1 protein-coding gene is annotated in these 369 nt (G+C 46.9%); it reads right to left on the reverse strand.

Annotation, left to right across the window (positions count from 1 at the left end; translation table 11 throughout):
* Positions 1-89: 89 nt before the first annotated feature.
* Positions 90-369, reverse strand: a 280-nt coding sequence (locus E1180_RS22720; protein ID WP_244313906.1) for a hypothetical protein, incomplete at its 5' end; no start/stop codon positions are given.

Consider the following 369-nt stretch of genomic DNA (forward strand, 5'->3'; position numbering starts at 1 on the left):
CCGAACTTATGCCTGTGACAAATAAGTTCTTAGAGGCGACATTTTCATGCTGATTTACCCCCCTTTCTCGAAGTGATCGACCGCTATGTTTAAAAAAACGGGTAAATATAGCTCTTCAACTCGATCAGCGCGGCGCCAATGTCGTGATCTCTCAGCATTCCCGCAGAGGCCTGCCACGAAAGATCGATGCAGAGATTTACAAATGGCGACACCTTATCGAGGACTTCTTCTGCAAACTCAAAGAGTTCAAACGAATCACTATGCGTGCTTGCAAAGCCAACCGCAGCTTCGAGGCATTTATTTGCCTCGCTGCTGCCGATATAAATTCGAGATGAATCCCCACAAACCTTAGTAGATAGCCCGACGCTA

This window comes from Roseibium denhamense, assembly GCF_009711415.1.
GTDB classification, from domain to species: Bacteria; Pseudomonadota; Alphaproteobacteria; order Rhizobiales; family Stappiaceae; genus Roseibium; species Roseibium denhamense.